This is a genomic window from Nakamurella lactea DSM 19367 (genome assembly GCF_000426645.1).
In the GTDB taxonomy this organism is placed as follows: domain Bacteria; phylum Actinomycetota; class Actinomycetes; order Mycobacteriales; family Nakamurellaceae; genus Nakamurella; species Nakamurella lactea.
The window spans coordinates 22,693-46,558 of sequence record NZ_AUFT01000021.1 but is presented as its reverse complement, the minus strand read 5'-3'; the positions used below and the strand labels follow the sequence as shown (position 1 = coordinate 46,558).

Sequence of the window (23,866 nt, the reverse complement as noted above, 5' to 3'; positions counted from 1 at the left end):
ACCTCGATGAGCCGACCGTCTGTGAACAAGGGCGATTCCCAGCGAACCGGAGCGGCGGCGACCGCTGGCGGGACCTCCCCGGATCCGGGCAAGTCCGCCGGCCGGTCCGCCTCCGGGCTGGACAGATTCTTCTCGATCAGCGCCCGCGGTTCCAGCCTCGCCACCGAGTTCCGTGGCGGCCTGGTCACTTTCGTCACCATGGTCTACATCGTCGTGCTGAACCCGCTGATCCTCGGCACCGTCCCGGATGCCGACGGGCACCTGCTCGGCTTCGGCTCGGCACCGGCGATATCGGCGATCGCCGCGATGACGGCACTGCTGGCTGCCGTGATGACGCTGGCCATGGGCATCGCCGGGCGGGCACCGTTCGCGGTGGCGACGGGGTTGGGGCTCAACGCTTTCGTCGCCTTCCAGGTGGCCTCCGAGATGTCCTGGCCGGCGGCCATGGGCCTGGTGGTGATCGAGGGCCTGGTGATCGTCTTCCTGGTGTTGACCGGGTTCCGGGTCGCGGTGTTTCGGGCCATCCCGTCGACCCTGAAGAGCGCGATCGCGGTCGGCATCGGGATGTTCATCGCGCTGATCGGTCTGGTCGACGCCGGTTTCGTCCGGCGGGGCGACGGCACCGTCGTCGACATCGGCATCCACGGCCACCTGAACGGCTGGCCGACCGTGGTGTTCGTGGTCGGGCTGCTGCTGACCTCGATCCTGGTGGCGCGCAAGGTGAAGGGCGGCATTCTGATTGGCATCGTCGTCAGCACCGTGCTGGCGGTGATCCTGGAAGCCGCGCTGAAGATCGGACCGCAGGGAACCGACGCCGACGGCAACGTGACGAACCCGACCGGCTGGGCCCTGAACGTGCCGTCGTTTCAGGGAAAGACTTTCGGCGCACCGGATTTCAGTCTGTTCGGACAGTTCTCGCTGGGCGCCGGTTTCTCCATCGCCGGAGTGCTCACCTGCGTCGTGCTGATCTTTTCGCTGGTGCTCTCGGACTTCTTCGACGTGATGGGCACGACCATCGGGCTGGCGGCCGAGGCGAAGCTGCTGGACGACAAGGGCGAGGTGCCGCGGATCAAGGAGATTCTGCTGGTCGACGGGGTGGCAGCGGTGGCCGGCGGCGTGACCTCGGCGTCGTCGGCCACCACCTACGTCGAGTCGGCGGCGGGCATCGGCGACGGCGCCCGCACCGGGCTGGCCAGCGTCTTCACCTCGGCGCTGTTCGTGCTGACCATCTTCCTGTCGCCGCTGGCCCAGTTCGTGCCCTCCGAGGCCGCGACTCCGGCCCTGGTGGTGGTCGGTGTACTGATGATGTCGCAGATCAAGAACATCGACTTCGGCAAGTTCGCCGACGCGCTGCCGGCGTTCCTGACCATCGTGCTGATGCCGTTCACCTACTCGATCACCAACGGCGTCGGCGCCGGCTTCATCGCCTGGGTGGTGCTCCGGGCCGCCACCGGCCGGGCCCGCGAGGTGCACCCGCTGCTGTGGGTGATCTCGGCCCTGTTCGCCGTCTATTTCGCCATCGAGCCGCTGAAGAACCTCTTCGGCATCGGCTGACCGTTCGCCCGCCGGGGCCCGGGCGCGCGGAACTGTCCATGTTGGACGGGCGGGCGCGGGGTCGGGCAGTTGGCGCGGCACAGAAAGCCCGACGACACACCGGCGCGTCATCCCCAGGAACGTCGGCCGCCGACTTACCGTTTCAGCAGAACCACTTGACATAACTATAAGGGTCTGGTTGAGGTTGAGGGTTAATCCGGAAGCGTGGGGAAGCGTGCCCGGGGAGCCCACCGAGATCAGGTCCGCAGCGCACACCAGCAACGCCACCCAGCAGACCGGGCAGCACCCGCTCAGACCGACAGATCGAACGAGGGAAGGGTCCGTCACCATGACGCCTCCGCACAACTACCTGGCCGTCATCAAGGTCGTCGGCATCGGCGGCGGTGGCGTCAACGCCGTCAACCGGATGATCGAGGTCGGCCTGCGCGGGGTCGAGTTCATCGCGATCAACACCGACGCCCAGGCGCTGCTGATGAGCGATGCCGACGTCAAGCTCGACGTCGGTCGCGAACTCACCCGTGGCCTCGGTGCCGGTGCAGACCCCGAGGTCGGTCGTAAGGCCGCCGAGGATCACCGCGCCGAGATCGAGGACGTTCTCAAGGGCGCCGACATGGTCTTCGTCACCGCCGGCGAGGGTGGCGGCACCGGTACCGGCGGCGCGCCGGTGGTTGCCTCCATCGCCCGCAGCCTCGGTGCGCTGACCATCGGCGTCGTCACCCGGCCGTTCACCTTCGAAGGACGCCGGCGCGGCGGCCAGGCCGAGGACGGGATCACCGAGCTGCGCAACGAGTGCGACACGCTCATCGTCATCCCGAACGATCGGCTGCTGCAGCTCGGCGACCAGGGCGTCAGCCTGATGGACGCCTTCCGGTCCGCCGACGAGGTGCTGCTCAACGGTGTCCAGGGCATCACCGACCTGATCACCACCCCCGGCCTGATCAACGTCGACTTCGCCGACGTGAAGAGCGTGATGGCGGGTGCCGGTACCGCCCTGATGGGCATCGGCTCCTCCCGCGGCGAGGGTCGCGCGGTCGAGGCCGCGCAGAAGGCGATCAACTCGCCGCTGCTGGAGGCCAGCATGGACGGCGCCCACGGGGTGCTGCTGTCCATCGCCGGCGGCAGCGACCTCGGGTTGTTCGAGATCAACGAGGCCGCCTCGCTGGTGCAGGAGGCGGCGCACGAAGAGGCCAACATCATCTTCGGGACGGTGATCGACGATTCGCTCGGTGACGAGGTGCGGGTGACGGTGATCGCCGCCGGCTTCGACTCCACCCCGTCGACCCTGCCGCCGCTGGAGCGCGACCGCGGCGGCGATCGCACCGCCCGCGGGCCGATCGCCGATTCGGCGGCCGGCCAGGTCCGTCGCGAGCCGGCCCAGCCGGGACGGGGTCCGGCCAACGGCTATGGGCAGCCGGCCGGCGCGAACGGCCAGCCCCCGAACGGTGCGCCGAACGGCCAGCACCCGAACGGCCACAACGGGAACGGTCAGCGGGGCGCCGGCCGGCCGGCCCAGCAGGACGGCTATGACGAACGGCCGGGTGGGCAGCCGTACGTGCCGCCGACCCCGCCGAGTACCCCGCCGCAGCGAAGCGTTGTGCAGGTGGACGACGATGACGACGTCGACGTCCCGCCGTTCATGAAGCGGTGACGGGCGGCACCGCCTTGGTCGGCACTGCCTCCAACGGCACTGAATCGGACAGCACCACACCGGACAGTGCGGCGCCCGAAAGCACTGCGCCGCCGGTGGTGCGACGGATCGTCACCACCAGATCCGGTGGCGTGTCCGAGGCCCCGTTCGACAGCTTCAACCTCGGCGGCGGCGTGGGCGACGACCCGGTCGCCGTCGAGGCGAACCGGGCACGGTTGGCCGCCGCTGCCGGCCTGCCCACCGGTCGGATCGTCTGGATGCAGCAGGTGCACGGCACCAGGGTGGTACCGGTGGACGGGCCGGGACCGCTGCCCGGCACCGACGGGATCGTCACCACCCGCCGCGATCTCGCGCTGGCCGTGCTGGTCGCCGATTGTGTGCCGATCCTGGCCGTCGACCCGGTTGCCGGGGTGATCGGCGCGGCGCATGCGGGCCGCCGCGGCGCCGCCGACGGCATCGGCCTGGAACTGCTCACCGCGATGACGGAGGCCGGCGCCGATCCGGCCGGTCTGCAGGTGCTGCTCGGGCCGGCGATCTGCGGCCGCTGCTACGAGGTGCCGGCCGACCTGCAGGCGCAGGTGGAGGCGACGCTGCCCGGATCGGCCTGCGAAACGGCCGACGGCACCAGCGGTGTGGATCTGCGGGCCGGGCTGGCCGCGCAGTTCGCCGCAGCCGGTGCGGAGACCGTGCTGATCGATCAACGCTGTACCCGGGAGGACCCGGACCTGTTCAGCCATCGGCGATCCGGCCGAACCGGGCGTCAGGCAGGTCTGATCTGGATGCCCGGCAACTGATCAACGGACCTGCGTGTCGCAACTCCAGGGGTCCGGTCGCGGCCATTAGCGTGAACCACCAGAGCATCGTCAGCTGAAGGGACGGACATGGGCACGCTGCGCAAGATGGGGGCCTTCCTCGGTCTCGTTCCCGACGATCAGCGCTACCTCGGGGAGGGCGAGCAGGTCCACCCCGGTTACTCCGACGATCCGGGTGCGGCCGACGGCTACCGCGAGTCGTACGGGTCATCGGACTACCCGGCGCAGGAGTATGCCGCCGATGGGTATGACGGCGACGCCTACGACGGCGACTATGCCGGTTCCGGCGTCAGTGCCGAGTACCGCGCCGGCTACGACAACGACGGTTATCGCACCGACTACGCCGACGAGGGCTCCGACCTCCGCGAGCCGGCCTACGCCGGCTACCAGCATTCGTCGGCCGACGGTGACGGCGACGTCTCGATCGAACCGGAACCGGCCTACGCGGGCGTCGCCGTCGATGCCATGCCGGCCGGGCGTCCGGAGCCGGTGAAGGCGGCCCGCGGCGGCGGCCGTGGCGCTCGTGGCCACCGCGGCCGCAGCGCCGACTCCGACTTCCACACCCAGGGCGCCCTCGCGGTGCAGCCACAGGCTGTCCAGCTGGAGTCGCCGGTGGAGGCATCCACCGGCAAGCCCGCCACCGTGAAGCTCAGCGGCTTCGGCGACGCACGGCAGGTCGGCGAGACCTACCGCGACGGCCAGGCAGTGATCTTGGACATGACGGACCTCACTGATTCCGAGGCCCGCCGGATGGTGGACTTCGCGGCCGGCCTCGCCTTCGCCGTACACGGGTCCATCGACAAGGTCACCACCAAGGTGTTCATGCTGCACCAGCCCACCGGTGACGCCGCGCTCTGAGCGCGCGCCGGTACCCTTGGCTCAATCTGCCGCGCGCCGGAGTCCTCCTCGGGCGCCGGTGAGGCCCCGTGTTCTGCGCCGACAGGCCCGAGATCAGGTACAAGTGGAACTGTGAACATCCTCTGGCAGACGCTCTTCCTGCTGCTGTGGACCTTCCGGTGGCTGCTGCTGGGTCGGCTGGTTTTCGATTTCGTCCGGATCTTCGCGCGTAACTGGCGGCCGGTCGGCGGCGGCGCGGTGGCGCTGGAAGTGCTCTACGCAACCACCGATCCGCCGATCCGGGTACTTCGGAAGATCATTCCACCCGTTCGCCTCGGCGGGGTAGGGTTCGACCTCAGCGTTATGGTTCTGCTCGTAGTGGTTGTCATACTGATGGCCCTGGTCGGTAACGCGGCTTGGGCAACCCTGTAGCGAAACCGCCAACACGGTCCGCTGCTGTACCGAGATCTGTAAGGAGCAATCATGCGGCTGACGCCCGCTGACGTGCACAACGTCGCCTTCAAGAAGCCCTCGATCGGGAAGCGGGGCTACGACGAGGACGAGGTCGACGCCTTCCTCGACCTCGTCGAGGGCGAGCTGAGCCGTCTGATCGAGGAGAACAACGACCTCACCCAGCGGTTGGCCGTCTATGAATCCGGTGGTCAGCCGCCGGCTGCCGTCGGACTGTCGAAGTCGGCCGACGAGCCGGCCGCACCCGCCCCGGCGGACCAGGCCGCGGGGAGCCAGCAGCCGACCGGCGAGCAGCCGGTCGTCGACGGTTCCGGAGCGGCAGTTGCCGGCTCGCAGACACCGGCCCAGCAGGCACCCCCGGTTGCCGCGGTGCCGGCAGCCGAGGCGGCCGAGCAGGTGCAGCAGGCGGTGGCCCAGGCGCCGGCTCCGACCAGCACACTCGCCGACCACCACATGCACGCGGCCCGGCTGCTCGGCCTGGCCGAGGAGACCGCGCAGCGGCTCACCACCGAAGCGCAGGAGCACGCCGACAACACCCGGAATTCGGCCAACGCCGAGTCCGAGAAGCTCCTGGGCGATGCCCGCAGCCAGTCCGAGAAGCTGCTCGCCGATGCGAAGAGCCAGTCGGAGCGGATGCTCTCGGAGGCCAAGAACAGCTCCGAGCAGATGGTCAAGGAAGCCAGCGAGAAGGCCGAAGCGACGACCCGCGACAGCCAGCTCAAGGCCGAGGCCATCGACCGCGAGGCGCAGCGCAAGTACACCGAGGTGATGACGCAGCTCACCGCGGAGCGCACCAGTCTGGAGAAGAAGATCGACGACCTGCGCACTTACGAGCGGGAGTACCGCAGCCGGCTCAAGGGCTGGATCACCGAGCAGCTCGCCCAGCTCGACGAGAGCGGCTCGACCAACGCCCCGGCCGCGGCCGAGGGCGGCGCGAAGTAGGCCGATCCGAGATTCGATCACTACTGCGGCGGGCGGAACCACTTCGCCCGCCGCAGTAGTATCTGTACGAAGTTGATTCACCGGCTGTATCTGATTCACCGGCTGTGACCCGGCCATCACCGGCGAGCCATTCGGAAGAACAGGGACCTGCCCGGGAGCGCAACGGCTGCCTCCGATCGCAGGTTCCTCACTAGACCCGAACGGGTCCGGCCCGTCATCGCCGGCGAACGAGCGGCCCGGCAGCAACATCGTCGGGCAAGTGGGGTGGTACCGCGGGAAGGACGGCCGATCGGGCCGGGCTCCTCGTCCCTGCAGCGGCATTCCGGTATCCGGGCAGACCCCCGGGCAACGGAGCATCAGCAGCGGACCGAGAAGGAGCGATCGATGGCGTACCCCAAGGCCGGCACCGGCGATGACCGGAGTGTCACCGCTCACCCGAACTTCCCGGCGCTGGAACGCGCCGTCCTGCAGTACTGGGCCGCCGATGGCACCTTCCAGGCCTCCATCGACCAGCGGCCGGCCGGCGAGGACGGCGGCAACGAATTCGTCTTCTACGACGGGCCGCCGTTCGCCAATGGGCTGCCGCACTACGGCCACCTGCTCACCGGATACGTCAAGGACCTGGTGCCGCGCTACCAGACCATGCGTGGCCGTCGGGTCGAGCGCCGGTTCGGCTGGGACACCCACGGCCTGCCGGCCGAGCTGGAGGCGATGCGGCAGCTCGGCATCAAGACCAAGGACGAGATCCTCGAACTGGGTATCGGAACCTTCAATGACGCCTGCCGGGCTTCGGTGCTCAAGTACACCGACGAGTGGCGCGAGTACGTCACCCGACAGGCCCGCTGGGTCGACTTCGACAACGACTACAAGACACTGAATCCCGACTACATGGAGTCGGTGATCTGGGCGTTCAAGGCGTTGTACGACAAGGGCTATGTCTACGAGGGCTTCCGCGTCCTGCCCTACTGCTGGAACGACCAGACCCCGCTGTCCAACCACGAACTGCGGATGGACGACGACGTCTACCAGATGCGGCAGGACCCGGCCGTCACCGTCGGTTTGCGGCTGGCACACACCGCTGACGACGACCCGCTCAGCGGCGCGCTGGCGCTGGTCTGGACGACAACGCCGTGGACGCTGCCGAGCAACCTGGCGGTGATGGTCGGCCCGGACATCGACTACGTCGTGGTGGAGGCTGCACACCCCGCTGTGGCCGGCACGATGGAGCGGTACCTGATCGCGGCGGCCCGGTTGGCCGCCTACGCCCGCGAGCTGGGGGAGGACGCCGACCAACGGATCGTGGCCCGGGTCAAGGGATCCGAGCTGCTCGGCCGGAGCTACACGCCGCCGTTCGGCTACTACGTCGGGCACCACGGCGCGCACCGGGTGCTGGCCGCCGACTTCGTCACCACCACCGACGGCACCGGCCTGGTGCACAACGCCGGCGCCTTCGGTGAGGAGGACAAGGTGGTGACCGACGCGAACGGGATCGAGCCCGTCGTGCCGGTGGGCCAGGACGGCTGCTTCCGGTTCCCGGTGGTGGAATACGAAGGCATGCTGGTCTTCGACGCGAACCCGCACATCATCGACCATCTCAAGGCCCGGACCGCCGGCGCCGGCGAGATGGGCGACACCACAACGGGAACGGTGCTGCTGCGCCGGGAGACCTACGACCACAGCTACCCGCACTGCTGGCGCTGTCGGAATCCACTGATCTACATGGCGGTGTCCTCGTGGTTCGTCGAGGTGACCAAGTTCAAGGACCGGATGGGTGAGCTGAACCAGCAGATCGCCTGGGTTCCCGAGCACGTCAAGGACGGCCAGTTCGGCAAGTGGCTGGCCAACGCCCGCGACTGGTCCATCTCCCGGAATCGCTTCTGGGGCAGCCCGATCCCGGTGTGGAAGTCGGACGATCCGAAGTATCCGCGGATCGACGTCTACGGCTCGTTCGCCGAACTGGAACGCGACTTCGGCCAGGTGCCGACCCGGATCGACGAGAACGGCCAGACGGTACCGGATCTGCACCGGCCGAACGTCGACCGGTTGGTCCGGCCGAACCCGGACGACCCGACCGGCAATTCGATGATGCGCCGGATCGAGGACGTCTTCGACGTCTGGTTCGACTCCGGCTCGATGAGCTACGCCCAGGTGCACTACCCATTCGAGAACGCCGACTGGTTCGAGCACCATTTCCCGGCCGACTTCATCGTCGAGTACATCGGCCAGACCCGCGGCTGGTTCTACATGCTGCACATCCTGGCGACCGCACTGTTCGACCGCCCCGCGTTCTCCAGCGTGATCAGCCACGGCATCGTGCTGGGTGACGACGGACAGAAGATGTCCAAGTCGCTGAACAACTATCCGGATGTGACGGAGGTGTTCGACCGGGACGGCGCCGACGCCATGCGCTGGTTCCTGATGAGCAGCCCGATCCTGCGCGGCGGCAACCTGATCGTCACCGAGGAGGGCATCAGGGAGGGCGTCCGACAGGCCGAGCTGCCGTTGTGGAACGCCTGGTACTTCCTGTCGCTCTACGCCGGGGCGGCCGGCCGGGATGGCGTGTGGCGCACCGACTCTGCCGATGTGTTGGACCGGTATGTGCTGGCCAAGACGGCCGATCTGGTGACGTCGGTGACGGCGGCGTTGGACGGTTACGACATCGCCGGTGCCTGCGCGCAGCTGCGCGAGTTCCTGGAGGTGCTGACCAACTGGTACGTGCGCCGCAGCCGGCAGCGGTTCTGGGACGGTGACGCTGACGCCATCGACACCCTGCACACCGTGCTCGAGGTGGTCTGCCGGGTCGCGGCCCCGTTGCTGCCGCTGACCACCGAGGTGATCTGGCGCGGCCTGACCGGGGAGCGCAGCGTGCATCTGACCGACTGGCCGGGTGTCGATCTGATCCCGGCCGACGCCGAGTTGGTGACGGCGATGGATCAATTGCGACGGTTGGCATCAGATGCGCTCGCCCTGCGCAAGACAAACAAGATCCGAGTGCGTCAGCCACTGTCAAAGTTGGAGGCCTTCGTCGCCAATCCTGCCCCGCTTCTTGGCTTTCGGGAGCTTCTCGCCGACGAAGTTAATGTTCGAGAAGTAGTGGTTCGTTCCACTGAAGATATCAGTCTCCCAAAGGATCTGACCGTAAATGCGCGTGTTCTCGGTCCGAGGCTTGGATCTAAGGTCCAGGATGTGATCAAAGCTGCGAAAGAGCGCAAATATGAGCTTAATTCGGACGGAACTGTGACGGCTGCGGGCGAAACTCTCCGGGGCGAAGAATTCAACCTCGAGTATCGATTCTCGAAAGGATCGACGATCGAGAATCTCTTTGGGGCATTCACGGGAGGCTTGCCGAGCTCGGCGTCGAACCCAGTCTTCTCGGTTACCGGTGGAGGAGGTGTTGTCGTGCTCGACATGGCGCTCACCGACGAGTTGCTCGCCGACGGCGCGGTTGCCGACCTGCTCCGGTTGGTGCAGCAGGCCCGCAAGGATGCCGCGCTGCAGGTGTCGGATCGGATTGCGCTGCAGCTGGACGTATCGGAATCGTTGTGGCCGGCGGTGCACGCACGGATCGGCCAGATACAGGCCGAAACCCTGGCGCTGACGGTGGAGCGAGCCGCCCTCACCGCTGGTGACGGCGTGCTCTCCGGCGCGGTCGGCAGCGGCGAAACGGTGCGCGTGCGGGTGGCAGCGGCGTCGGCCGGCGGTCCGACAGGCAGCTGACACCCGCGGTCGGTGCCGCCCAACGGTATTCCGCCGGCGGTAGCCCGCGGCACCGGGTCAGCCGTTGTCGGTATCGTCGGCCGGGTCGCCGGTCCGCTCGGCGGCGTCCAGTGCGGAGTTCGTCAGCCCCGTCATCCCCATCAGCATGGCCAGCATCAGCATCGCGGCGACCCCGAAGACGAGGCGCAGGCCGAACAGCTGGCCGAGCGCCCCGCCGACGGCGGCGCCGAGCGGCCGGGTTCCCCAGGCGACCAGCCGGTAGCCACTGTTCACCCTGCCCAGCAACCGATCCGGTGCGATCCGTTGCCGGAGCGAGACGGCGATGACGTTCCAGATCACTGTGGTGACGCCGCCGACCACGAACCCGGCCCCGATCAGGTACGGATCGGCGGTGGCGGCCGGCACCCCGACCATCACCGCCCCGCCGATCATGCTCAGCGCCAGCGACAGGCTGCGGCCGAGCCGCCGTTCCACCCAGGGCGCGACGAACGAACCGAGCAGGCTGCCGACGGCCAGTGCGGTGAGCAGGATGCCATAGCCTGCGTCACTGAGCCCGGCCGCCGACGACGGGCCGACCAGGTGCAGCACCAGCACAGCGAAGGTCGCGTTGGTCGCCAGGTTGAAGAGCCCGGTGAGGACGGCGAGGGAACGTAGAACCCGGTTGTGCCACAGGAATCGCAAACCCTCGGCGATGTCGGCGCGCAGCGTGGTCCGGCCGATCCGCTCGACCCGGAAGGACCCGCGGAGCAACAGCAGCAGCGCGACGGCAGCGAACCACAGGCCGGCCGGCGTGGCGACGGCGAGCACCAGGCCGGCGGCGACCAGCAGGCCGCCCAGTGGCGGACCGACGAACTGGTTGGCCGTCAGCTCGGCGGCGTACAGCCGGCTGTTCGCCCGCGACAACTGATCCCGGTCGACCAATTGTGGCAGGATCGATTGCGCGGACGTGTCGTACAGCGTCTCGCTGGTGCCCAGCAGCAGCGCGGCCGCGTACAGCAGCCAGATCGCCGCGGCCCCGGTTGCCACCGCCGGGACCAACGCCACCAACACCAGGGCGCGGGCGGTGTTCGACCAGAACATGATCTTCCGCCGGTCCACCCGGTCGGCCAGTGCGCCGGCCTGCAGGGCGAACAGCAGCCACGGCAGTGCCAACGCGAAGCTGAGCCCGGCGATCGCGGTGGGCGACTGGGTGTACCGGATCGCGATCAGCGGAAGGGCTACCTGGAAAATGCCGTCGGCAAGATTCGACAGGCCGCTGGAACTCCACAGTCGCCAGAAGTTCGCGCCCAGTGGACGCTGCCGTTGCCGGGTCACCTGGCGAGGCTTCACAGATGGACATTCCCACATCGATGGGGAATATTCAAGGTGATGGGGAAAGATGGATCGATGCCGTAACCTGACGCCATGAGTGGTCCGCCGATCGAACACCGGCCGGAGATCACCGCTGGAGACGTGCCGTTCCGCCGTCGGCCGGCGACGCTGCAGGAGGCCAAGGCGGTCGCTCACCCGTTGCGGCTCCGGATCCTTCGGCTCTGCACGCTGGAGGAGTTGACCAACAAGCAACTTGCCGATCGGCTCGACCGAGATCCCGGCACGGTCCTCTATCACGTCAAACAGCTGGTCGACGCCGGCCTGCTGGAACCGGCGCCGGTCCGAACGGGTGCCAGCGGCGCACTGGAAAAGCCGTACCGGGCAACGGGTGTCACACGCTGGCTGGAGACAACGCTGGCCCATTCGGTGGACGGCGGCGCGCTTGCCCCTGTGCTGGCAATGCAGCAGGAACTGCAGGCTGCCGGGCCCGACGCGATCGAGAAGATGTCACGGTTCGTGCTGCACCTGCGGCCCGAGCAACTCGAGGAGCTGGCGCTGCGGGTGGTCGAGGTACTGGACGACTACACCGCCGGCGACGGCGAGCGGCTGGATCAACCGGTGTACAGCGGGATGTTCCTGTTGCACCGGCTCGGCGCGCCCGGCGAGCCGCAATGACCCGGCCCGTCAGCCCGGTGCTGGCGTCCCGTCGGCGACCGGGTCCAGGAGCGGCAGCAGACCGCCGAGCGTCTGGCTGCAGCCGGCGTCGAGCTTCAGATCGGCGAACTCGTCACCCCTGGTGCTGCCGCGATTGACGATGGCCACCGGCCGCTCCTCCCGATGCATGCGCCGAACGAACCGCAGACCCGACTGAACCGTCAGCGACGAGCCGAGCACCAACAGACCGGGTGCCGTATCGACCAGGGCGTAGCACCGGGCGACCCGGTCCGGCGGAACGTTCTCGCCGAAGAAGACCACATCGGGCTTGAGCACCCCGCCGCAGATCAGGCAGTCGGCGACGACGAAACCACTGGTGTCGGCCAGTTCGACGTCGCCGTCGGGACGCTGCTGTGGCGTCAGCCCCTGCCCGTAGCCCGGATTCAGCGCGGCGAGCCGCGCCGCCAAGTCGGGGCGAGCGGAGATCGCGCCGCAGTCCAGGCAGATCACCCGGTCCAGCCGACCGTGCAGGTCGATCACGGAGGTGGCTCCGGCCCGCTCGTCGAGGCCGTCGACGTTCTGGGTGATGATGGCGCCGACCCGGCCCTCCCGCTGCAACCCGGCCAGCGCCAGGTGACCCGCGTTCGGGGCCGCTCGGTCCATCCGCTGCCAGCCGACATGGCTGCGCGCCCAGTACCGCTGCCGGGCGGTCGGTCCAGACCGGAATTCCGAGATCGTCATCGGCATCCTGGCCGGCGCATCCGGCCCGCGGTAGTCGGGGATCCCGGAATCGGTGCTCATGCCGGCCCCGGTGAGGACGACCGGCGGGCCGTCGAGTCGTCGCAGGTACCCGGCGAGGGCGGTGGCCGGGTCCGGCGGGGGGCCCGGCTCAGCCAACCGGAGCCGGGCGGACGTGGATCCCGTGGGCGATCGCTTCGTCGATCTCGGTGCGATGGCCGTCGACGTCGGCGACGATCGCGTCACCGTCCATGCCGAGGCCCAGCACGGCGCCCGGAACGATGCCGCCCTTGTGCAGTTCGGACATCACATCGGGCTGGTTCTGCACGATCTCGATGATCCGCCGGACCTCGAAGGTGCCGCCGGCGGTGGCCGCCGAGTCGGCGCCCTGCAGGTCGGCGTGCGTCTCGGCGACCGGATCGGCCTGCGAGCCCAGCTCGTTGAGGCCGGGGATCGGGTTGCCGTAGGGCGACAACTGCGGGTGCCCGAGCAGTTCGATCAGTCGGCGCTCGACCTGCTCGCTCATCACGTGTTCCCACCGGCAGGCCTCGACGTGCACATCCCGCCACTCCAGGCCGATCACGTCCAGCAGCAGCCGTTCGGCGAGTCGGTGCTTGCGCATCACCGCGACGGCGCGTTCGCGGCCGGCGTCGGTCAGCTCGAGGTGCCGGTCGTCGCCGAGCACGAGCAGACCGTCGCGCTGCATCCGGGCCACCGTCTGCGAGACGGTGGGCCCGCTCTGGCTCAGCCGCTCGGCGATGCGGGCGCGCAGCGGCACGATGCCCTCCTCTTCGAGTTCGAAGATCGTGCGGAGGTACATCTCGGTGGTGTCGATGAGGTCATTCAACGGGGACGTCCCCTTCCTGGCCGGTCCCTCGATCCTACCGACATCGGCGACATCGATGACCGCACCATCTGCCGGACGGCGCCGTCGGCCGACGAACCCGGTGCGGGACAATCCAGCGATGACCGGAACCAGGCCCAGTACAGCCCTGATCGACCCGACCACGCTGGCCGCCACGATGGCCGCCGACCGGCCTGCCGGCGCCGCGCCGGTACTGCTGGACGTGCGATGGTCCGTCGCCGGGCCGCAGCGGGATGCTTACCTGGCCGGGCACCTTCCGGGTGCCGTCTTCGCAGACCTGGATGACGACCTGGCGGCGCCGCCGGGCCGGCTCGGCCGGCATCCGCTGCCGGATCCCGTTGCGCTGCAGGGATTTCTGCGGTCCGCGGGAGTCTCCGACGGCACGCCGGTGGTGGTCTACGACGGGTCGAACTCGTCGATCGCGGCCCGGGCCTGGTGGCTGTTGCGCTGGGCCGGCCATCGGGACGTGCGGGTACTCGATGGTGGGTACCGGGGCTGGCAGCGGGCCGGGATGCCGGTCGAGACAGGTGTGCCGATCGCCCCGACACCCGGTTCCTGCACGGTCCGGCCCGGATCGATGCCGGTGGTGGACATCGACGGTGCGGCCGCGATCGCCACCGGCGACCCGGCCGCCGGTGTGCTGCTTGATGCCAGGGCGGCCGAGCGCTACCGCGGCGAGGTCGAGCCGCTGGACCCGGTGGCCGGACACATCCCGGGTGCCGTCAGCTTGCCGCTGACCGATCTGGTCACCGAACAGGGCGTCTTCCGCGACCCCGATGAGCTCGCCGCCCGGTTCGCGGCGGCCGGCGTCATCCCCGGAGTGGTGGCGGTGGCTTCCTGCGGATCCGGGGTGACCGCCTGCCACCTGATCCTGGCCGGCGAACTGGCCGGCCTGCAGCTGGCGCTGTACCCGGGTTCGTATTCCGGCTGGTGCGCCGCCGGCCGCCCGGTCGCCACCACCCCCTGATCCGGCGCTTATCAACTTCTCAGGCGCTTGCCAACTGGGCGATTGTGGGACGGGTGTGACCAAAGTGAACGATTTCGCCCGCGCCCGTGAAGTTGATAAGCGCCCCGGGTGGGGGATTTGTGCCGGGGCGAGAGGTTCGCGACGGGGCAGCAGCGGGTCGGCCGCATAATCTGTCGGTATGGCCGCACCGCTGGTGATCTGGGACGAGCAGATGCTGGGCTACGACCTGGGCGGGCGGCATCCGATGCATCCCGACCGCTGGGTGCTGACCTGGGCGCTGGCCGAATCCCTCGGCGTGCTCGACGGGGTCGAGCGGTTCGCGCCGCCGCCGGCCGACGACGGCACCCTGCAACTGGTGCACAGCCCGCGCTACCTCGAGGCCGTCAAACGCGCCTCGGTCGAGCCGCCGGCGCCGCCGGTGGGACACGGCATCGGCAGCACGGACACCCCTGCCTTTCCCGGTATGCACACCAGTTCCGCTCTGATCGCCGGCGGGTCGGTGGCCGCGGCGCAGGCGATCGCCAGGCACGATGTCGACCGGGCGGTGAACATCGCCGGCGGCCTGCATCATGCGATGCCCGATGCGGCGTCGGGCTTCTGCGTCTACAACGATGCCGCGCTGGCGATCGCCACCCTGCTGGCCGAGGGCGTCGAGCGGGTCGCCTACATCGACGTCGACGTCCACCACGGCGACGGAGTGCAGGCCGCCTTCTACGACGACCCCAGGGTACTGACGATATCCATTCACGAGACGCCGCAAGCACTCTGGCCCGGCACCGGTTGGGCCAGCGAGCTTGGCCGTGGCGCGGCGGCCGGCACCGCGGTGAACATCGGCGTACCGGCCGGCACTACCGACGCGGCGTGGCACCGGGCGTTCCACGCGGTCGTGCCGAGTGTGGTGACGGCCTTCCGGCCGCAGGTGCTGGTCACCCAGCACGGTGCCGACTCGCACCGCGAGGATCCGCTGGCGGACCTGAACCTGACGGTGGACGGACACCGGGAGAGCTACCGGGCGCTGCGTGAGCTGGCCGAGCGGGCGGCCGGCGGTCGCTGGCTGGCGCTCGGCGGCGGTGGCTACTCGGTGGTGCGGGTGGTGCCGCGGTCGTGGACCAACCTGTTGGCCACCGTGCTGGATCGGGACATCGACCCGCGCACCGGGATCGGGGCCGGCTGGCTGGCCAGGGCGGCGGAGCTCCGGCCGCACATCGAGGCGCCCACCACGATGACGGAGGGCGCCCCCGACGGCATCGTTTTCGAACCCTGGGACGGCATGCCGGAACTGCCGGTCGACCGGGTCATCGACGACGTCCGGCGCGCGGTGTTCCCGCTGCACGGGCTCGATCCGTTCGATCCCCGGGACTGACGATGCCCGAGCCGGACTACCCGCAGCACTGGGAGGCCGACGTGGTGCTGTCCGACGGCGGCGTCGTGCACCTGCGGCCGGTGCGCAGCGACGACCGGGAGGCCTTGCGCGCCATGCACTCCCGGATGTCCAGCCGCAGTCTGTACCTGCGCTACTTCACCGCGGTCGCCGAGGTCGGGGACCGGATCCTGGACACCTACGTCGAGGTCGACCATCACGACTCGGTGACGTTGGTCGCCGAGCTCGGCGACGAGATCATCGCCGCCGGCAGCTATCACTTCGACGCCAAGCGGCAGGCGGCCGAAGTGGCCTTCAGCGTGCAGGACGCAGACCAGGGCCGGGGCCTGGGTTCGATCCTCCTCGAGCATCTGGCGGCGGCCGCCCAGGAGTGCGGCATCCGTCGGTTCACCGCCGAGGTACTGGCCGAGAACCCAGCCATGGTCAGGGTTTTCATCGATGCTGGCTATCAGGTGGCTCGTGAGTACTCGTCCGGCGTGGTCGACCTGGAGTTCGACATCGCGCCCACCGACAGGTCGCGGGCGGTGCTGGTCTCCCGGGAACACCGGGCCGAGTCGCGGTCGATCGCCCGGCTGCTCACCCCGCGGTCGATCGCGGTGATCGGTGCGTCCAACGAATCCACCAAGCTCGGCCATGCCGTGCTGGCCAACCTGCTGGCCGGGCCGTTCACCGGGCCCGTTTACCCGGTGAACCCGGAAGCCGTTGCAGTACAGGGCGTTCGGGCCTATCGGGAGGTGACAGAGATCCCCGGCGAGGTGGACGTGGCGGTGGTGACCGTGCCGGCGGCCACCGTCGCCGAGGTGGTGGAGGGCTGCCGGCTCAAGGGCGTGCACGGCCTGGTGGTGGTGACCGCCGGCTTCGCCGATGCCGGCGCCGGCGGCGCCGACGCCCAGCGCACCATGGTGTCGGTGGCCAGGGCCAACGGGATGCGGGTGCTCGGGCCGAACTGCCTTGGCATGGTGAACACCGACCCCGCTGTCCGGATGAACGCCACCCTCGCGCCCCGGGTTCCGCCGCCGGGCCGGGTCGGCTTCTTCTGCCAGTCGGGAGCGCTCGGCATCGCAGTGTTGGCCGATGCCGCGACCCGGGGTCTGGGGCTGTCCAGCTTCGTCTCGGCCGGCAACCGGGCCGACGTCTCCGGCAACGACCTGCTGCAGTTCTGGCAGTCGGATGCCCGCACCGAGGTGGTGCTGCTGTACCTGGAGTCGTTCGGTAACCCGCGAAAGTTCGCCCGGCTGGCCCGCACACTGGCCAGGTCCAAGCCGGTGATCGCGGTGAAGTCGGGTCGGCACGCCCTGGTCACCCCGGGACTTGCGGCCAGTTCCAGCGCCTTGAGCCCGGCCGCGGTGGACACCGTCTTCGCCCAGTCCGGGGTGATCCGCACCGACACGCTCGGCCAGGCCTTCGACGTGGCTCAGCTGCTGGCGACCCAGCCGCTGCCGGTCGGGGAAACCGTCGCCGTGGTGGGCAATTCGACCGCGCTCGGGGTGCTGGCGATGGACGCCTGCCTCGACGCAGGGCTGACGGTGGCCGGCGACGGTCCCCGCGATCTCGGGGTGAACGTCAGCCCCGACGAACTGGCCGGAGCGGTGCGTGCGGCCAGCGCCGACCCCCAGGTCGGCGCCGTGGTGGTGGTCTATGTCCCGCCGGTCGCGATCCAGGGCGACCAGCACGCAATTGCGCTCCGGGAGGCGGCGGTGCAGTCGCGGGTACCGGTGGTCAGCACGTTCCTGGCGGTCGACGGCCTGGTCGATCAACTCACCGTGCCTTCCGGCGACGGCGGGGCGGCCCGTGGTTCGGTGCCCTCCTACCGCACCCCGGAACGTGCGGTGGCGGCCCTCGCCCTGGCCGCGCGGTACGCCCGGTGGCGGCAGCGGCCGGCCGGAACCCTGATCCGGGCCGACGACATCGACAAGGGCGCGGCCCGTGCACTGGTCGAGGCGTGGCCGGCGACCGACGGTCCGGCCCGGGAGGTGACGGACGACGAACTGGCCGCTCTGCTGGCTGCCTACGGTATCGAGTTGGCCGCCTTCCGGGTGGCCGATGGCGTCGACGAGGTGCTGGCGGCGGCCGCCGAGCTCGGATATCCGGTGACGCTCAAGACGTTCGACCGGCAGACCAGGGAGTCCCTGCTCGGTGGGGGAGTCCGACCGTCGCTGCAGACCGAGGCGCAAGTGCGGGCCGCCTACGAAGTGCTCTCCAGCCTCGGTGCGCCGCGGATCTATGTGCAGCGGATGGCACAGCCGGAGAAATCCGGGGTGTCCACGGTCTTCGGTCTCGGCGCCGACCCATCGTTCGGCGCCTTGGTGTCGTTCGGGATCAGTGGAGTGGCCACGGATCTGCTCGACGACCACGGATACCGCGCGGTGCCGCTCACCGACCTGGACGCCGCCGATCTGATCGACGCCCCGAGGGCGGCGCCGTTACTGGATGGCTACGGCGGCCGGACTCCGGTGCGCCGTGAGGCGCTGGAGGACCTGGCGCTGCGGCTGTCGGCGTTGGCCGACGACGTGCCGGAGTTGGCCCAGCTACAGATCCGGGTGCTGGCCGGGCCGGCCGGATGCACGGTGATCGGCGCTACCGCGACGGCCGGACCGCCGCCGGCCCGCCCCGACGAACGGCGCCGGATGCGTTGACGCAGGGCGTAGCGGGGTTGCCCCGGGACAACCCCGCTACGCGCGCGGGACGAACCAGCTGCGGGTGGCGGGACCCCAGCGGCGGGAACGGACGAAGGGCCGGGTGCGCCCGTTCGGACGTACCCGGCCCCTCTGGGGAAGGTCTCTGACGCCGGCGATCGTTCGCCGGCCGGCGCGTTGCCTCAGCTGGCGTAGGCGCGCAGTGCCTCGGACCGATCGCCGGCCCGGAGCTTGGACATCGACTCGCGCTCGATCTGCCGCACCCGCTCGCGGGAGATGCCGAAGACCCGGCCGATCTCGTCCAGGGTGTGCGGACGCCCGTCGGTCAGGCCGTAGCGCAGCCGGACAACGGTCTGCTCGCGCTCGTCCAGGGTCTCCAGCACCTTGTCGATGTCGCTGTGCATGAATCCGGCGACCACCGCGGATTCGGCCGACGCCGATTCGGTGTCCTCGATGAAGTCGCCAAGCGGCGCTTCCTCGTCGGCTCCGACCGGCATGTCCAGCGACACCGGATCGCGGGCGTGGTCCATCAGGTCGTTGATCCGGTCGACAGCGATGCCGGACTCCTCCGACAGCTCCTCGAGGGTGGCGTCCCGGCCGAACTGCTGGTGCAGTTCGCGCTTGAGCCTGGCCAGCTTGTTGACCTGCTCCACCAGGTGCACGGGCAGCCGGATGGTACGTCCCTGGTCTGCCATGCCGCGGGAGATCGCCTGCCGGATCCACCAGGTTGCGTAGGTGGAAAACTTGAAACCCTTGGCGTAGTCGAACTTCTCGACCGCGCGGATCAGCCCGAGGTTGCCCTCCTGGATCAGGTCCAGCAGTGGCATTCCGCGGCCGGTGTAGCGCTTGGCCAGCGAGACGACCAGCCGGAGGTTGGCCACCAACAGGTGCTGACGGGCGCTGCGGCCCTCGCGGACAAGGGTCCGCAGGTCTGCCTTGCGCTGCGGCGAGAGCCGCTTTCCGGTCTCCAGCTTGTGGGCGGCGTACAGGCCGGCCTCGATCGACTTGGCCAGCACCACTTCCTGTTCCGCGGTGAGCAACGCGGTCTTCCCGATGCCGTTGAGGTACACCCGCACCAGGTCGGCGGCCGGACTCTGGGCATCCAGGTCCTCGGCCTCCATCCGGGCCCGATCGGCGGCAACTGCGGCTGTCATCTCGTCATCCCCCTTCGGTTCTGCCGCGGAACCGGCTGACGCCGACCCCGCCTTCGCTGCGCGTGTGGAAGGTGTGCTCGTGGGTGCTGAGCTCTTGTCGTTCGCGGGGCGGTATTCCTTGGTCACTACCTTCGCGGCCGGAACGGACTCGTCCTGTACACGGGGCTTCATATCGGTCATCATCGGAGCGGCGGACATGTAGTGCTCCCTTCATCACGCCTATCTACAGAACGCCTGAGCGGTCCTTTTCGTTCCCGGTGGTGGTGCTGGTACTGCTCCGGGGCTGTAGGTCCAAGACGTTCGGATCGGCAGGTCGGTTGCTCGTGAGGCTTACTCAATCGGTCCAGGCGGGGCGTCCGCTGTGGCAATGATGAGAACGACATGGGAACCTTGCCCAGCCGCCCGGCCCGGCAAACGTCGCCGGCGCCACCGATCGCGATCGGCCCGGCCGGTGGCTGCGCTTTGCGGTCAGTCGAGCTCAACGATGACGGTAAACGGCCCGTCGTTGACGCTGGTCACGGCCATGTCGGCGGCGAAGACGCCGGTGGCCACCGGAGCGCCCAGTTGTCGCAGGGTTTGCGCGAGCGCCGCCACCAGCGGCTCGGCGACGGATCCCGGTGCGGCCTCCGACCAGCTCGGGCGACGACCCTTGGCGGTGCGCCCATAGAGTGTGAACTGACTCACCACCAGCAGGCCGGCCCCGGTCGAGGCGCAGGACTGCTCGTCACGCAGGATGCGCAGCTCGTGCAGCTTGCCGGCCATCCGCGCCGCGGTGCCGGGAGTGTCGGTGTGGGTGACGCCGAGCAGGACCAGCAGACCGGGGCCGGTCAGCTCGCCCCGCACGATCCCGGCCACCGAGACCGATGCCGAGGTGACCCGGCTGACGACGGCCCTCATCGGTGGCCGGCCGCGCCGTCACCGGCCGGATCCGAGGCCCCGCCGGCCGGATCCGGGGCCCCGCCGGCCGGATCCGAGGCTCCACCGGCGTCGGCCGGATCCCCGGTCGGATGCACCAGCCCGCGGCCGATGGCCACCCTGATGCTCGGCAGCACCACCGCGGCGAGGGCGTCGGCGTCGACGTCGTTCGCGCCGGCCAGCAGCTCGATCAACAGCTGCAGCGGCGCCTCTCCGCGGCAGCCGGCGAAGATCGCCCTGGTCCATTCGTCCAATTGCAGGTGGGCGCCGGGCCCGCCCGGCCGGGTCAGCATCCGCAGCACCGGGGTCCAGCCGTCCTGTCCGGGGAGCGAGCGTTCCTCCAGTAACGCGGAGGCGGCCAGCGAGAAGCGGGTGGCCAGCAGCTGCCGGTCGTCGGTGGTGTTCAGGTAGCGGCGCCGGGCCAGGAAGGCGTCGGCTTCCTCGCCGGTTACCTCCTCGCCGGCGCCGGTGATCTCGTCGAAGATCTGGTCGACCGGAGAGGTATCGTCGGACTCCTTGCGCCGCAAGGTGATCGAACCCATCCCGATGCCGCGCACGTCAAAGCGGTCGAACCAGTCGAGCCAGTCGGCGCCCAGTGCGGCCACGGTGTCGGTGTCCTCGCCGGCATCGGCCAGCCAGAGCGAGACGTACTGGGTGGGGTCGGCGAACTCCCGCTGCACCACCCAGGCGTCGCAGCCGGTGGCGCCGACCCATTCGGCGACCCGCACCCGCCAGTCGTCGTTGCCGATCACCAGCCAGTTCGCCAGCAACTGTGCGGTGCCGCCGGGGTTGAGGTGATCGGCCAGTCCGCGGACGAGCTGCTCACAGATGCCGTCGCCGACCAGCCCGGAGTCGCGGTAGATGTAGTGCTGCTCGCCACCGCCGATGACGAACGGCGGGTTCGACACGATCAGGTCGAAGCGTTGCCCGGCAACGGGTTCGAACAGGCTGCCGGCGCGCAGATCCCATTCCATGCCGTTCAGCCGGGCGGTGCCGGCGGCCAGCGCAAGGGCGCGCGGATTGGTGTCGGTGGCGACGATCCGTTCGGCGTGCGAGTTCAGGTGCAGCGCCTGGATGCCGCAGCCGGTGCCGAGGTCCAGCGCGCTGCCCACCGGTCGGCGGATCACCGCGCGGGCCAACGAGATCGACGCTGCGCCGATCCCCAACACGTGGTCGTGGCGCACCGGACCGGGACGGGTGTCGGAGTCCTGGTCGGAGATCACCAGGAACTCCGCCTCGTCATCGGCGTGCGGGCGGATGTCCAGCCCGGCCCTCAGGCCACCGTCGGCCCGTTCCAGTACGCCGTTGTCGACCGCCGGATCGATTCCGGTGCCCGGCAGGGCCGCCGCGACCTTCCCGGCGGGTTCGGTGGTGCCCAGCAGGAAGAGCCGGATCAGGGTGGCCAGCGGTTCGTCAGCCCCGACCGCACGTCCGGTGGCCTGCAGGGCCGGCCAATACTCGCCGCGACCGAGCGCGGCGTTCGCGCCCGCGCCGAGCAGTGCCGGCACCCCGGTCGCGTCGAAGCCGGCCGCCCGCAGATCGGCGCCGAGGGCGTCGACCACCCGCATGTCCTGCAGCGGCAAGGGACGTTCCGCGGTGCTCATCTGGCTGAGCGTAATGGCCGTGCCACCCTGGCCGCGGCATGGGATCGTGGAGTCCATGACTGCATCGTCTTTGTTCCTGACCGCGATTCCCGAGGCCGATGCGCTGCTGGCGCGGGACGGCAACGCCCTGTTGCTGGGCATGGTGCTCGACCAGCAGGTGCCGATGGAGAAGGCGTTCGCCGGGCCGGCGGTGATCGCCGAGCGGATGGGCGGCACGCTGGACGTGGCGGCGATCGCCGCGGCCGATCCCGAACAGTTCGGCGCGATGTGTTCGACCCCGCCGGCGATCCACCGTTTCCCCGGCTCGATGGCCGGCCGGGTCCAGCAGGTCTGCCGGCAGCTGGTGGCCGACTACTCAGGCGACGCCGAGAACCTCTGGGGGACGGCGAGCTCCGGCGCCGAGCTGAAGAAGCGAATCGCCGCGCTGCCGGGTTTCGGTGAGCAGAAGGCGTCCATCTTCGTCGCGCTGCTCGGCAAGCAATACGGGGTGACGCCGGCCGGCTGGCGGGAGGCCGCCGGCGCCTACGGCGAGGACGGCAGCCGGATCTCGGTGGCCGACGTCACCGATCCGGAGAGCCTGGCGCAGGTGCGGGCGGCCAAGAAGGCCGCGAAAGCCGCGGCGAAGGCGGCCAAGACCGGCTGACGGCTGACGGGACAACCCCGCTACGGCTGGCGTAGCGCACTTGTCCCCGGGGGCCTGGTTTGCTGGCGGGACAACCCCGCTACGGCTGGCGTAGCGCACTTGTCCCGGGGGGCCTGGTTTGCTGGCGGGACAACCCCGCTACGGCTCAGGGTGGGGTTGCGAGGCTTCGACGATCTCCGCTGGATGGCCGCTGGTCAGCGCGCGTTCGGTGTTCAGGGTCCCGCGCCGCACATAGCGCTGTTTGCGGGCCGGACGGTCGTTGGCGACCAGTACCGCCATCCACGGCAGCGGGATCGACACGCAGATCAGCGTGATGGCCAGCCAGGGCGTGTGGTAGGTCGCGGCGGCGGCAATCAGGAACGGCACGCGCATCGCCATCATGATCACGTACCGGCGTCGGCGGATCTTGAACTGGTCGGCGTAGGACAGTTCGGCCTCGGTGATCAGGGTGGGCTGATGGCCACGGGTAGGCACAGCCCTACGCTACTCGGTCGCGGCACCCCGGCGGATCTGCCACCAGCGCCGCTTCGGCTCGGGGGACCCGGGCCGCAGTGCGGCGATGGCCGCCGCCTGCTCGTCGGCGCGGCGCTGCCGCTCGGCCTGCCAGTCGGCGACGATTTGCTCGACGTCGAGTTGCCGCATGGCCAGCGGGGGAGTGGAGGTCGGCATCCGGATCTCGTCCAGCACCCGCTTGTTCAGGTCCTCGACCAGGCTGCGCACCTTCTGCTCGGACCGCTCCTTGGCCACGCGGGTACCGATATCGGCGGCCTCCTTGCGCAGCTGTAGCGACATCGGCAGGAACGAGCCGCCGCCCTCTTCGGCCTGTGCCCAGCGGCCGAGGAAGTCGCCACCACCGGACCCGGTGGGCGGCAACGGTTTTCCGGCGCCTGGCAGATTGTCGAAGGCGCCGCGTTCCGCGGCTTCGCGGATCGCCTGGTCGATCGGTGACTCGTAACCAGCCATGTCCAGAGAATACCGACCGCGCCCGCCGGGCCCCGGGATGAGGCCCACCCGGGC

Annotated in this window: 20 protein-coding genes; 12 read left to right on the top strand and 8 right to left on the bottom strand. The window is 69.7% G+C overall.

The window, feature by feature from the left end; all coding sequences use genetic code 11:
• The first annotated feature begins 6 nt into the window (after nt 1–6).
• From K340_RS0119115 to ileS, 7 genes are all read left to right on the top strand, one after another.
• Nucleotides 7–1,554: an NCS2 family permease gene (locus tag K340_RS0119115; RefSeq protein WP_084614662.1), complete on the top strand. Its 1,548-nt coding sequence runs from the start codon at nt 7–9 to the stop codon at nt 1,552–1,554.
• A 328-nt stretch (nt 1,555–1,882) separates the two neighbouring features.
• The gene (gene ftsZ, locus K340_RS0119110; protein WP_029137885.1) at nt 1,883–3,202 is read left to right on the top strand and encodes a cell division protein FtsZ; all 1,320 of its coding nucleotides are present in this window, start codon (nt 1,883–1,885) and stop codon (nt 3,200–3,202) included.
• Between the two features lie 95 nt (nt 3,203–3,297).
• A complete protein-coding gene (gene pgeF, locus K340_RS0119105) occupies nt 3,298–3,996 on the top strand; it encodes a peptidoglycan editing factor PgeF (protein WP_029137884.1) in 699 nt (232 codons plus the stop codon).
• An 87-nt stretch (nt 3,997–4,083) separates the two neighbouring features.
• Complete coding sequence (locus K340_RS34540; protein WP_051266881.1) at nt 4,084–4,872, top strand: cell division protein SepF; 789 nt, start codon at nt 4,084–4,086, stop codon at nt 4,870–4,872.
• Nucleotides 4,873–4,983: 111 nt separating this feature from the next.
• A complete protein-coding gene (locus tag K340_RS0119095; protein ID WP_029137883.1) occupies nt 4,984–5,283 on the top strand; it encodes a YggT family protein in 300 nt (99 codons plus the stop codon).
• 51 nt (nt 5,284–5,334) lie between these two features.
• Nucleotides 5,335–6,264, top strand: coding sequence for a DivIVA-like cell division protein Wag31 (gene wag31 / locus K340_RS31530; protein ID WP_037365734.1), 930 nt, complete (start codon nt 5,335–5,337; stop codon nt 6,262–6,264).
• A gap of 384 nt (nt 6,265–6,648) precedes the next feature.
• Complete coding sequence (gene ileS / locus K340_RS0119085; RefSeq protein ID WP_029137882.1) at nt 6,649–9,981, top strand: isoleucine--tRNA ligase; 3,333 nt, start codon at nt 6,649–6,651, stop codon at nt 9,979–9,981.
• 57 nt (nt 9,982–10,038) lie between these two features.
• Here the strand turns inward: ileS and K340_RS31525 are convergent, their stop codons facing one another.
• Entirely contained in the window at nt 10,039–11,295 is a 1,257-nt protein-coding gene (locus K340_RS31525; protein WP_037365691.1) for an MFS transporter, read from the bottom strand.
• A gap of 90 nt (nt 11,296–11,385) precedes the next feature.
• Between K340_RS31525 and K340_RS0119075 the strand changes: the two genes are divergently transcribed.
• The gene (locus tag K340_RS0119075) at nt 11,386–11,967 is read left to right on the top strand and encodes an ArsR/SmtB family transcription factor (protein WP_051266878.1); all 582 of its coding nucleotides are present in this window, start codon (nt 11,386–11,388) and stop codon (nt 11,965–11,967) included.
• 9 nt (nt 11,968–11,976) lie between these two features.
• On the opposite strand, the gene K340_RS0119070 is transcribed toward K340_RS0119075, so the two are convergent.
• Both K340_RS0119070 and K340_RS31520 read right to left on the bottom strand, forming a co-directional pair.
• Complete coding sequence (locus K340_RS0119070) at nt 11,977–12,843, bottom strand: NAD-dependent protein deacetylase (protein WP_029137880.1); 867 nt, start codon at nt 12,841–12,843, stop codon at nt 11,977–11,979.
• Nucleotides 12,836–13,531: a metal-dependent transcriptional regulator gene (locus K340_RS31520; protein ID WP_037365729.1), complete on the bottom strand. Its 696-nt coding sequence runs from the start codon at nt 13,529–13,531 to the stop codon at nt 12,836–12,838. The genes K340_RS0119070 and K340_RS31520 overlap by 8 nt, the downstream gene beginning before the upstream one ends.
• Nucleotides 13,532–13,649: 118 nt before the next feature.
• On the opposite strand from K340_RS31520, the gene K340_RS0119060 reads away from it, so the two are divergent.
• The 3 genes from K340_RS0119060 to K340_RS0119050 all read left to right on the top strand — a co-directional run bounded on the left by K340_RS0119060 (nt 13,650) and on the right by K340_RS0119050 (nt 18,533).
• Complete coding sequence (locus K340_RS0119060; RefSeq protein ID WP_029137879.1) at nt 13,650–14,516, top strand: sulfurtransferase; 867 nt, start codon at nt 13,650–13,652, stop codon at nt 14,514–14,516.
• Nucleotides 14,517–14,694: 178 nt separating this feature from the next.
• Nucleotides 14,695–15,879, top strand: a complete 1,185-nt coding sequence (locus tag K340_RS0119055) for an acetoin utilization protein AcuC (RefSeq protein ID WP_029137878.1) — start codon at nt 14,695–14,697, stop codon at nt 15,877–15,879.
• A 2-nt stretch (nt 15,880–15,881) separates the two neighbouring features.
• Nucleotides 15,882–18,533, top strand: a complete 2,652-nt coding sequence (locus K340_RS0119050) for a bifunctional acetate--CoA ligase family protein/GNAT family N-acetyltransferase (protein ID WP_037365689.1) — start codon at nt 15,882–15,884, stop codon at nt 18,531–18,533.
• 182 nt (nt 18,534–18,715) lie between these two features.
• Here the strand turns inward: K340_RS0119050 and K340_RS0119045 are convergent, their stop codons facing one another.
• From K340_RS0119045 to K340_RS31515, 3 genes are all read right to left on the bottom strand, one after another.
• Nucleotides 18,716–19,687 carry a sigma-70 family RNA polymerase sigma factor gene (locus tag K340_RS0119045; RefSeq protein ID WP_037365687.1) on the bottom strand — a complete coding sequence of 324 codons (972 nt, stop codon included), beginning with the start codon at nt 19,685–19,687 and terminating at the stop codon, nt 18,716–18,718.
• 468 nt (nt 19,688–20,155) lie between these two features.
• Complete coding sequence (gene dtd / locus K340_RS0119035; protein ID WP_029137875.1) at nt 20,156–20,584, bottom strand: D-aminoacyl-tRNA deacylase; 429 nt, start codon at nt 20,582–20,584, stop codon at nt 20,156–20,158.
• A complete protein-coding gene (locus K340_RS31515) occupies nt 20,581–22,206 on the bottom strand; it encodes a DUF7059 domain-containing protein (RefSeq protein ID WP_154674359.1) in 1,626 nt (541 codons plus the stop codon). Before K340_RS31515 ends, dtd begins: the two co-directional genes overlap by 4 nt.
• Nucleotides 22,207–22,261: 55 nt before the next feature.
• On the opposite strand from K340_RS31515, the gene K340_RS0119025 reads away from it, so the two are divergent.
• Nucleotides 22,262–22,849: an HhH-GPD-type base excision DNA repair protein gene (locus tag K340_RS0119025; protein ID WP_037365725.1), complete on the top strand. Its 588-nt coding sequence runs from the start codon at nt 22,262–22,264 to the stop codon at nt 22,847–22,849.
• 138 nt (nt 22,850–22,987) lie between these two features.
• Here the strand turns inward: K340_RS0119025 and K340_RS0119020 are convergent, their stop codons facing one another.
• Both K340_RS0119020 and K340_RS31510 read right to left on the bottom strand, forming a co-directional pair.
• Nucleotides 22,988–23,323 carry a DUF3099 domain-containing protein gene (locus tag K340_RS0119020; RefSeq protein ID WP_029137873.1) on the bottom strand — a complete coding sequence of 112 codons (336 nt, stop codon included), beginning with the start codon at nt 23,321–23,323 and terminating at the stop codon, nt 22,988–22,990.
• Nucleotides 23,324–23,332: 9 nt separating this feature from the next.
• The gene (locus K340_RS31510; RefSeq protein ID WP_037365683.1) at nt 23,333–23,812 is read right to left on the bottom strand and encodes a DnaJ family domain-containing protein; all 480 of its coding nucleotides are present in this window, start codon (nt 23,810–23,812) and stop codon (nt 23,333–23,335) included.
• Nucleotides 23,813–23,866: the final 54 nt, after the last annotated feature.

What these genes read in the sequence shown, in the direction of transcription:
- K340_RS0119115 (WP_084614662.1), top strand. Translation starts at nt 7, where the DNA reads ATGAGCCGACCGTCTGTGAACAAGGGCGATTCCCAGCGAACCGGAGCG.
- ftsZ (WP_029137885.1), top strand. Translation starts at nt 1,883, where the DNA reads ATGACGCCTCCGCACAACTACCTGGCCGTCATCAAGGTCGTCGGCATC.
- K340_RS34540 (WP_051266881.1), top strand. Translation starts at nt 4,084, where the DNA reads ATGGGCACGCTGCGCAAGATGGGGGCCTTCCTCGGTCTCGTTCCCGAC.
- wag31 (WP_037365734.1), top strand. Translation starts at nt 5,335, where the DNA reads ATGCGGCTGACGCCCGCTGACGTGCACAACGTCGCCTTCAAGAAGCCC.
- ileS (WP_029137882.1), top strand. Translation starts at nt 6,649, where the DNA reads ATGGCGTACCCCAAGGCCGGCACCGGCGATGACCGGAGTGTCACCGCT.
- K340_RS0119075 (WP_051266878.1), top strand. Translation starts at nt 11,386, where the DNA reads ATGAGTGGTCCGCCGATCGAACACCGGCCGGAGATCACCGCTGGAGAC.
- K340_RS0119060 (WP_029137879.1), top strand. Translation starts at nt 13,650, where the DNA reads ATGACCGGAACCAGGCCCAGTACAGCCCTGATCGACCCGACCACGCTG.
- K340_RS0119055 (WP_029137878.1), top strand. Translation starts at nt 14,695, where the DNA reads ATGGCCGCACCGCTGGTGATCTGGGACGAGCAGATGCTGGGCTACGAC.
- K340_RS0119050 (WP_037365689.1), top strand. Translation starts at nt 15,882, where the DNA reads ATGCCCGAGCCGGACTACCCGCAGCACTGGGAGGCCGACGTGGTGCTG.
- K340_RS0119045 (WP_037365687.1), bottom strand. Translation starts at nt 19,687, where the DNA reads ATGACAGCCGCAGTTGCCGCCGATCGGGCCCGGATGGAGGCCGAGGAC.
- dtd (WP_029137875.1), bottom strand. Translation starts at nt 20,584, where the DNA reads ATGAGGGCCGTCGTCAGCCGGGTCACCTCGGCATCGGTCTCGGTGGCC.
- K340_RS31515 (WP_154674359.1), bottom strand. Translation starts at nt 22,206, where the DNA reads ATGAGCACCGCGGAACGTCCCTTGCCGCTGCAGGACATGCGGGTGGTC.
- K340_RS0119025 (WP_037365725.1), top strand. Translation starts at nt 22,262, where the DNA reads ATGACTGCATCGTCTTTGTTCCTGACCGCGATTCCCGAGGCCGATGCG.
- K340_RS31510 (WP_037365683.1), bottom strand. Translation starts at nt 23,812, where the DNA reads ATGGCTGGTTACGAGTCACCGATCGACCAGGCGATCCGCGAAGCCGCG.